Source organism: Aphanothece hegewaldii CCALA 016, from assembly GCF_003007785.1.
GTDB classification, from domain to species: domain Bacteria; phylum Cyanobacteriota; class Cyanobacteriia; order Cyanobacteriales; family Microcystaceae; genus Chroococcus; species Chroococcus hegewaldii.
Map to the genome: position 1 here is coordinate 1 of NZ_PXOH01000062.1, position 10,266 is coordinate 10,266.

The 10,266-nt window shown below is 41.3% G+C and carries 2 protein-coding genes and 1 pseudogene; 1 reads left to right on the forward strand and 2 read right to left on the reverse strand.

Annotated elements, in window-relative coordinates; genetic code table 11:
* Positions 1 to 2,515: cadherin-like domain-containing protein (locus tag C7H19_RS27315; RefSeq protein WP_425428931.1), on the reverse strand; the 2,515-nt coding region annotated here is incomplete at its 3' end.
* On the opposite strand from C7H19_RS27315, the gene C7H19_RS27320 reads away from it, so the two are divergent.
* On the forward strand, positions 2,465 to 3,085 hold the full coding sequence (locus C7H19_RS27320; RefSeq protein ID WP_425428932.1) for a pentapeptide repeat-containing protein: 621 nt from the start codon (positions 2,465 to 2,467) through the stop codon (positions 3,083 to 3,085). The two genes, C7H19_RS27315 and C7H19_RS27320, sit on opposite strands and share 51 nt — an antisense overlap.
* 189 nt (positions 3,086 to 3,274) lie before the next feature.
* On the opposite strand, the pseudogene C7H19_RS24220 reads toward C7H19_RS27320, so the two are convergent.
* A pseudogene (locus C7H19_RS24220) lies at positions 3,275 to 10,216 on the reverse strand (tandem-95 repeat protein); the annotation flags it as partial.
* Positions 10,217 to 10,266 lie beyond the last annotated feature (50 nt).

The window sequence follows — 10,266 nt, forward strand, 5'->3', positions numbered from 1 at the left end:
TTAGGGTGTCCTCTGAAGTTGCACCAAAATCATCAATGACGGTGAAGGTGACGTTATAGGTGCCTGTTGCTGTATAACGGTGTGTTGGGTTAATGATGTTAGTGGCGCTCGTTCCATCTCCGAAGTCCCATGTCAGGGTATGAGTATCATTTAAACCAGGGTCACTAAAGCTGCCGTTAAAAGTAATTGTTTCATTTGAGTAGATTGTTTGATTTTCTCCCGCTTCTACTATGGGTGCTAGGTTATTTACATTTATATTAAAGGATTGGGTTGTGGATGCGCCCTCTGAGTCAGTAGCGGTTAAGGTAATAATATAGATGCCGTTATTGATGAACTGATGGCTAACAGAATGTCCTATAGAGGGTTGACTACCATCACTAAAGTTCCAAATGTAAGTGATGGGATCGTTTCCTGGATCTGTTGCTATAGCACTAAAGCTCGCTGTTTCTCCTTCGTTAAGATTCGTGTTACCTTGTACTTGAGTGATGGTTGGTGCAAGGTTATTAATGGTTAGAGCTAAGGTTTGGGTGGTGGATGCACCATATTGATCGGTGACAGTTAATGTAACGTTAGAGTTGCCGCTATTAATATAGGTGTGAGTGATATTTTGTCCGTTTACAAGTTGGCTACCATCGCCAAAGTTCCATGTATAGATTAGAGCATCATTACCTAGATCTGTTGCTATAGCACTAAAATAAGTGATTTCTCCTTCGTTGGCGATCGTATTTTCGATTTTTGTAATCACTGGAGCAAGGTTATTGACGGTGATGTTTCGGGTTTGTGTGGTGAATGCTCCCTCGTCGTCGGTTACGGTTAAATTCAGTTCATATGTACCAGCTTGCGTCAAGGTGTATGTGACATTTTGTCCGTTTTCTGATTGATTACTATTGCCAAAGTTCCATGTATATGTTAGTGGGTCAAGTCCAGGGTCAAATGCGGTGGCACTAAAGAAAGCCGTTTCTCCTTGATTGATGGTGGTTTCGCCTGTTATTGCTGTGATGGTGGGGGCTAGGTTATTTACGGTAACGGTTAAACTATCGCTGTTTGTTGCTCCATAGTCGTCGCTTACGGTGAGAGTAGCCGTATAGGTGCCATTTTGAGTATAAGTATAAGTGGGGGTTAAAATATTGGTTACTGTGGTGCCATTACCAAAATCCCAGATCATAGTGTGAGTATCGTTTATTCCAAGGTCATCAAAGTTTCCTTCTAAAGTAATTAATTGACCTTCATTAATTGTAATATCTTCGCCTGCACTTACAATGGGTGCGCTGTTATTGACGACTAGGTTGAAGGTTTTGGTGCTGCTGGCTCCATGAACGTCGGTAACGGTAATGGTGGCGGTGTATGTGCCATTATCCGCAAAAGTATGTTCGATTTGCTGTCCTGTCAGATTAGTTCCGTCGCTTATATTCCAAGTATAAGTTAGTATATCATTGCCAATGTCAGTGGCGATCGCGCTCAGGGTCGTTTTTGTTCCTTCTATAATTGAGTCTTCGATCTCGATTTCATCGATCTTAGGGGGGATATTGGTTACATTTATGGTGACGATGGCAGGCAGTGAAGTTAAACCGTCGTTATCTTGAATGGTATAGGTAAAGCTATCTGTGCCGACAAAACCGTTGTTTGGAGTGTAAGTGAAGGTGCGATCGCTCTTTAAAATCAGTGTGCCGTTATTTGGGGGAGTTACGAGTTGAAGGGTAGAGAGGTCAATTGTTCCATCGGCATCGCTGTCGTTGGCGAGGACGTTTAGGGTGATGGGGCTGCTTTGAGGGGTGGTAGCGGTATCGTTATTGGCTTCTGGGGCGAGCTCTCCAGAGTCAGTTAGGATACGAACGCGATCGATTTCGATGCGGCTATCGCGTTTTCCGAAGCCGAGGAGGTCGAAGTAGAGGGTGGCTAAGGTTCCTGGGCTGAGGTGGCTGATGTCTACAGAAATAGTTCGACCTGATGGGGTTGTACTATTTGACTTGACAAAGTTATTAAAGTATGCTGTGCCGTTGGCTTGCAGGTTGAAGAAGGAGTCGGTCTGGCTGAGTCCTATGCTAGTTCCGACGAGGGGGGTGAGGGTATTGGCTTCAAGGAGGGCGACTTCAAAGGCATCTGGTGGTGCGAGGTGGCTGTGTCCGAGTTCGGTGGCGGTGAGGGTGAACTGTAGGGTTTTCGCTCCTTCTGGGATGATGAAGGTTTGGCTGAAGTTAGAGAGCAAAGGGGAGTTTTCTGTTAGTATGGCTTTGGAGTTAAGGATCGTTGCGGCACCGCGTTGGTTCCAACCATAGTTGGGGTTATCGGGGTTGGCGATGTCGAAGTCAGAGTTCAGTAGACCAGGAGAATTAGAGAGAGTGTGAGTGCTATTGTTATTAGTGTAGAGGGATTCAGGAGTTGTGTTATGGATGCTGAAGAGTTGCTCAGACGCTATGCTGCTGGAGAGAGGGATTTTTCTGGAGTTAAGTTGTGGAGTGGTTACTTGGATGGGGCAGACTTGAGGGAAATTAATCTTAGCAATGCCAGCTTGCATATTAGTTGTATCAGAGTTGATTTCACAAAAGCTGTCATGTGTGAAGCCGAACTGAGTAGTATTAGTATGGAGAACTCTATCCTGTTGCAAGCTGATTTGAGCGATTGCAATATTACAGAAGTCAACTTGACTAGAACTTCGCTGATTGGTGCTAAATTGAACCGTTCTATTATCAATACTGTTGATCTTAGTTTTTCTGACTTGAGGAATGCTGATTTGAGCGATGCCATATTGTACGAGAGCAGTTTCGCTCACGTGGACTTGAGCAATGCTCAACTCAGTAGAATTAGGATTGAAGGAACCAGTCTTGACTGGAGCATTTTGAGTTGTGCCAGCTTGGAAAATACTGTCCTTAAAAGCGTTTACTTGGGACATACTAACTTGAGAGGAGCTAGATTGACTGATGCGACCTTTGAAGTTGTCGATCTCAGGAACGCCGACTTGAAAGATGCTATTGTGAAAAAGACTGTTTTGCGACGCTGCTTCTTCTGTTACACTAGGTTGCCTAACGGTGATGTTATTGGAGAGAGGGAGGGATTTAGAGATACTGACGAACGAGTTTTGTCCTAAATCTGCTAGTAATGTTGCGGAACCTGGAGGAGCGATGAGAAAAGGATCGACATCTTTTTGTTTAAGAGCATTCCGAACATTCATAGGTAGATTGGAGAGAAAATTAGCGTTCCCACTATTATTATTAATTCTGTTTTCAAGTTCGCCCAGCGTTATACGATAGCCATTGTTAATGTCATACCATGCTTGACTAACAGAACTCTGATTATTGGGCATATCAACCACGATAAGCGGTGTATTAGAACTTATATCTGATATACTCTGATTTGGTTCAAGGATAACAACAACTTTCCAAAAATGATCGGGAATTTTAATTCCTGTCGCTGTTCCACCTTTAGTAGTTAATTCATTGTTAAATCCATATCCTCCCGAAATAATGTAAAGCTCTTTTTCTAGTTGTTGAACAAGTTGATTTCTTAGATAACGCTCTAACTGTAGCCACTGACCACTATTAAATGAACTATGTTGTACAAGTAAGTTAGTGTTGAAATTTGTAGCAATAACATCTTTAAGACTTCTGTTTCTATCATCCACAGCAGTCAAATGACCTCTAGTTGGTTGAACAAGGAACTTACCTTGTTGATCTAAAATTGGATCTGCACCTGCATAATCATAAGGCTGAGTTGGTGAGATTCCCCCATCACTAAGAACATAATCATCTCGCCAAGGATAGTATATAGGAGCGTTAGGAGGAGCATATGGAGATGTATTTTTTGGACGCTCCACAGTTCCCAGCCATGATTTATTGAGCTTCCAACTAACCCAATTGGAACTTCTTGTCTGATTGTTATAAGATAAAGAGTACTGTGGTCTTTCTATTAGATAGTTATTAGAATTAATATTTCTAGCACTACTCGGATTACCTAATAATAAATGCTCGCTCTTGAAGAAGACATCATCTAAATAAGCAGTACCGCCATTAACTTGAAATTCAAGAGTGGCTATTTGACCGCGAAGAGAGTCTGGCACATTAATATAAAAAGTCTCAAAACCTTGTGTTCCATAACCAATTCTATAGGTATCTAGCTCGTTGTAACCTAAATTATAGGGTCCATCGGCTGCGGTGAAAGATATAGTTTCTGTCTCTATAACTCCGTTTTCTCCCCTTAAAGTTACTATTAAATTTCCGCCACTAAGATTAGGAGTGTGTAAGTTAAATCTCAATACACCCCAATCAGGCACAATAAAACGATCGTGAGTAATTTCGTTCAGACCCTTGCCAAGTTCTAAAGTATAGTTACGTTGGGCTGGATTGTAGCCTAAATCTTGCCTGTATTGAGCAAGAGAATCAATCTTGTCCCATTCAACAAGATGAGCCTGCAAAACTTCATTATCACCATTATGGAAAGACCAACCTGGAATAGCCTGCTTTTCTTTCGGAAAAACAATCGCATCGAAATTCCCATTAAACAAAGTAGAAACTGCAAAATCACCACGCATTCTCGATTCAGGCGTATTATCAAAACTGACAGGAGTTCGCTTGGTTAAATCAACTAATGGACGTTTAAAATAGCCATTGCCCAAAACCGAATAAAACCAACCCGTCCCATTTCCTTCCCATTGTCCATCCTCATAATTATTAGTCTCAAAATCACCCGTTAAATCATTAGATACATACCAGGGATAATCAGCATTAGAAAACTCTGGCTGACTGAAATCTCCCCGTCGCCGATGCACAAGATACTCATCGGATAAACCCAATTGATGCTCATTAAGATTAACTGTCCCCTCATACCAAACAACTGCTCTTTCATGAGAGTCTTTATTGATGGCTTCGTTTTCGGTTTTGTCCCCCGTAAAACCAGCACGGCTTTGAAATAGATTGATTCCTCCCAAAACCAAATTGAGATCGGCCTTCGAGAGTGCATCACTATAAAGACTGGTAGCACTTTGATAATAGTTATCCGCAAAAGTCACATTTTCCCAAACTTCCACAGTCGGCTCAGGAAGATTATTTTCTCCCCCATTCCAATCAATCGTCGTCATTTGCAGATCTGGGAAAGTATCTTTAAACTGAGTCGGTTTCTTCTGTGCATCTAATTTTGGGAAAGCCGTACCAAGACGCTGAATAATTTCGCTATTAACAACCGCACCCGCACCGAAACCAATAAAGTGGAAAGGTGAATTAAAGAGTTGTCCTGGAGTATAAATTAAATTGCCTTGCGGGTCATAAATTCCCGTTGAATTACCAACTTTACCAGTTAATAGCTTATCCAGCTTAACCAAAGAAGCAAACACACTATCAGCTACCGCTTCCGCCGTCCCTGAGTTGTAGTTTAATGTTTTAGAATCATTTTGCCAATCTGTAATTAGAACTAGGGGTTTAGTCGTGTCAAATGGATTTGAGGAACTTTGAGAAACCCAGACCCAATTTCCAGTAGTCGATTCATAGCGTAGAATATTGTTCAGTGCTGTGACCGACCGATCAACTTTAGAAGCAATATTAAGTCCGAGTTCGACTCCTTGCTCAAAAGAGTTTGGATTGTTTTTTGCCGCATCAGGAGTAATGAGGGTAACGAGCGGGAAAGTTGATGAATTACTTTCGAGCGTTGTTGTCGGATACCAATCAAATGAAGATGGGTTGTGTTTAATAACTTGTCTGTTACCCTGTTTAGTCCACAATTGATAAAAATATCTGCCAGGAGTCAGGTTGAGATAATCGCCGATGGGTAACACATTGTTAGTCCCTTCAACGGTAAACTCAGTAATGTCGGGCCCCCCTAAGATTTTCCAAGTAATTTGATTAGAAGTAATGACTCCCGTAGCGGTTAAAATGCGATTGGGGTTATAGTCATCTACAGATTGGCCGAAAATGTTTCTCGTAATCTTAACCCGCTCTGAATTAGTGTTACCCACAAAAGCGGCCTCGTTGGGTGCTAATCCTTCACCAACACCAGAAGTGCTAATAAACAAGGCAATTTCTAGTTTGTCGTCTTTGTTTCGTGGCTGCTGATAAGACCAGGGAAGAAACTTCAATGGTTCTGGTTGTTCAAAGATCTCTTGCTCGACATCAGGTTGTAGAATCTGCTGTAGTTCTGAAAGATTATTAATCGGTGTTGTCAATTCTGTGGCTTCAACGAGGTCAGTGTAAGTCGGAATCGGTTGAATTGGATTGGGTAAGGGAACAGAAATATCCCAGGCTCTACCTGGTACCGACTGGGCAAAATTAAGAAGAGCAGTAGCCGCAAGTTCTCTCGCTTTATTCTCCCAATAGTAAGTCGCTAAATCAAGAGCCGCGCCAGCGAGATCTCCAACGTCGGGAAGTAAAGCTTTAAGCGTTTTGAGAAGGACTTGACGGTTGACAAGTTCAATCGGGGTTTTTCGGAGTTTTTCCGCTAAATTAGGTTGGTTCTTGGCTTCTTCTAGTGTTTTGGCAATTTCTTCTAAATTGTAATTTTGCGTGATTTGTTGACCAGCATAATTAACTTTTAGTTCTTGTTGAAGTTTTCCTTCAAAATTTCTCGATACAATTGCGATATCAGTTGCAGAGCCATCCAGTTTGGGAAGGGTAAAGGCTTTTTGAGAACCAAACCGTAACGTTCCGCTTGCATCTTTTTCAAGCGGCACAATGAGAGTTGTTGCAGAAGTCAGACGATTAAATTCTTTTGGACCATTTCTAACCGCATCTGGGAATGGTAAGCCATGAAAATTACTGACTAATCCAATTTCTACAGTTTTGTATTGAACATCTCCTGCAAGAAGCGATACACCACTAGGAGCGGCTTCAAGCGGAATTTGAACTTCTACTATTTCAACATTCCAGGGGTCCCATGCTCCTGTAAGCTCATCGTCTTCTAAAGCGACTGATTGCAGTTCTCCTATTGATAGGTTGACCCCACTGGCTGGATTCTGCGGGTTAGCATATTGATAAGAAAGCAGAGCAAATGCACCTCCACTATTAGCGGTTCGACGGAAGGTCACTGCCATTTGATTGGGATTAGGAGTGGAATTAATGCCAAAAACACGCGCATCGACATCTAAAGTTCCAATCACTTGATTAAATGTTGGTAAACCTTCATCAGTCGGATTAATATTAATTGCAATAATCCGACTTTGTTTAGTGCTATTTATAGTATCTGTCGATTGGGTGACAAATAAAACTTTTCCATCACCACTAACAGCCAATCTTCTTAGCTCAGAGCCTTCTACTCCACCAACGTCAATAATCTTAACTAACTGATTATAAGTTTCCGAACCTAGAGCGATATCAAGAATATAAATATTGCCCTGACGAGTATCTGTAACGTAAGCATATTGTCCGCTTGGGTTGATGACTATATTGCCTGGAGAAGCATTAGGAGTTAAATTAATCGAATCAAGTGCGTCTGACACTGGATTAAAATCGATAGGATTAAGTGTTACTGCGCTAACTACCGCTACTTGACCCTTATTAGTTAATGGCACATAATAACGGGTCGAGCCAGGATTCAAAGCGGCTGAAGTCGGGCCACTTCCTTCGGGTAGTTTAATTCTTGCAACGATCGCTTCGTTATTTGGGTTGATAGCAATTACATCACTGGTCTCTCTAGCAACCGTAAATTCATAATTAGGCTGAGTTAAAGGTAATTTAACTGGAGAGCTTTCTAGATTAATGGTCTTCAATGTATTGTTAACCAAATCTTGAATTTCGAGCGGACGAATGATCCGAATTAGAGCATCCCCTATTGAAACATTTTTAGGAATCTCAATGGCTATTCTTTGGCGCTCGTTAGGAAGTTCCTCACTGAGTTCTGGAATAATCGAAGCTTGTTGAATTTGAGGAATCCCATTTTTAACTAGGCCATCATAAATTTCAACCTTGAGATCACTAAAATGGCTTCCTAAAGAACTAACATTAGTACTTGCTAGAAGATTACTGCCTTCGAGAATTACTATTGGACCGTACGCACTCAGGTCAAAATCGTTGAATTTTAACTCGACAAGCTCGATATTAGGTGGAGTTTGAGCCGCCGACGGTGCGGGAACAAGCGGTTGATTCACTGGAGTTCCAATTCCTGAAGGAAGGTTATTCGCATTATATTCAATGTTAAGAGGAGTCGTTATAAAATTGCCACTTTCGTCAATTTTATACAAGTTGAGAATTTTATTTCTGTTAGAAAAATAGTCAGCTAAAATCATCAGAGGAATTGCCGTTGCGGCAGCCATCCCGATGGCGATACTACTAGCGGCAAGCATAATTCCCAAGCCCGTTCCTGGAAAAACAACGGCGGCGGCAATTCCAATACCTATTATCCCTATAGTCGTTAAATCTTCGCTAAAACCTCCATTTAAGTAAGAGCCTAAGAAAGGATCTTGGTTGCGAGGAAGAAGAACTTGAATATTCACATTAGATATACTTGTACTACTTCCATCTGAGATCGTATACTTAAACCGATCTGAACCTACATAATCTTTTTTTGGCGTGTAATTAAAAGTTCCATCAAAGTTAACACTGACCTCACCCTTTTCGGGTTGCTCATAGCTGAGGCTTTGAAAATCGCCATCAATGTCAAGATCGTTAAGTAAAATGTTACGAATGGGATCTGCCGCTAAGACTTGATTAATTTCTGCTGAGAAAAAATCAACTGTAGCTACAAGCGGGTCGTTAATTGGATTAATGGTCAGATTAACTTGACCAATATTTTCTCCGCCATTATCGTCAAAAACTTTATAAATAAAGCTATCTATCCCGTTGAAGTTGGGCTGAGGAACATAAGTAAAAGAACCATCTGCACCCAATGACAACATTCCAAATGTAGGAAGTTGTAAAATGCTTACACTTAATCGATTGCCGTCATCATCGAAATCGTTCGCTAGTAACCCTTCTGCTGCACTAACAACTAGAAAATTATCTTCGTTAACGCTGTAATAATCGCTCATTGCGATCGGAATACTATTAGAAGGATTGGAAAGTATAGCTGCATCTAGCTCAGAAATTGAAGCACTAGCCCCCGTTGAAAATTGTGTTCCTGTAAGAGCCTCTTGTGATGATGTATTTGAGTTTTCCAGTGTCTGAATAGAATTATTCCGTGAAGCATTAATTAGTGCATCACGTATTTCGTCAGGTACGGTAATTGAAGCTACTACAAATTGATTTTTTCCACCACCTGCGTAACTTCCTGGCATTTTTCGCGTTTGTGTACCCGTGCGGAGCATTCCAAGTGCGTCAATTGTGGCAAGATCTTCAATGAGCCAACTCGGACTCCAGCCGCCTGTCTGGGCATTTGGTAATTGTCCGCGACGTAATATAAAAATTACATCGTTAGAAGAATAATTAGTGGGTGCTGGCAAGGCAAACTGTAAAGGAAGTTTGGCGGCTTCCTCACCTAAATTTAACTCAAATGCACCAATGAAAGAAAAGTTATCTGGAAGTGGTAGTTCTATTTCTTCTTGTTGCAAAGATTCAATTGTTACAATAGTTTCTTGGGGCAATGCGCTAGGAGATATCAAAACCTGATAATTTTGTTCGTTCTTTAATGCTCCTCCAGCAATTCCCAATATGGCTGTGCCACCTATTTGAGGAGTTTCTACTTTAACTGGAATAACAAATTCTGCTGCACCATGAATAATAGTTACATTAGTAACACCTTCAAGAAGACCTAACAACATTCCATTAGGGCTAACAATGGCCACTTCGGGATTACTTACAAAATAGCGCGTACCAGATTCAAAACTACTTAGATCTGGGCCTTTAGCTAAATCTTTCCCGACACTCACATCGAGCGGTATTGTTATGCCTGGAGTGATAGTTATTGCCTGTGGGAAGATATCTAAACCGTATTTTTCAGCAATGTTTGCATAAAATTCGGCTGAATTAGTAGGTGCTGTTTGTTGTCCTACTCTAGCTCCTGTTACTGAACTAATTTGATTACGTTCTGCTCTCAAAATCGTTGTACCATTACTTAAACCAGTAACTAAGCCCATACCAGTAACCGAAGCAACCGTGGCATTTTCCGAATACCAACTTAGATAATCAGAGGATAAAATCACATCTTCTTGGTCCGCAAAATCCCCAATAACCTTTAATCCAATCTGTTCACCCACCTGTAACTTAGGATGTCGCTCGACAAAATCTAAATTGAGCAAAGGTGCAGAACTAACATTCACCATAATTAAAGCTGAATGAGAAGCACTAAACCCATCGGATGCCATTAACTCAAAAGAAGCCAGCCCAGTATAACCTAAAATCGGCTTAAACCACG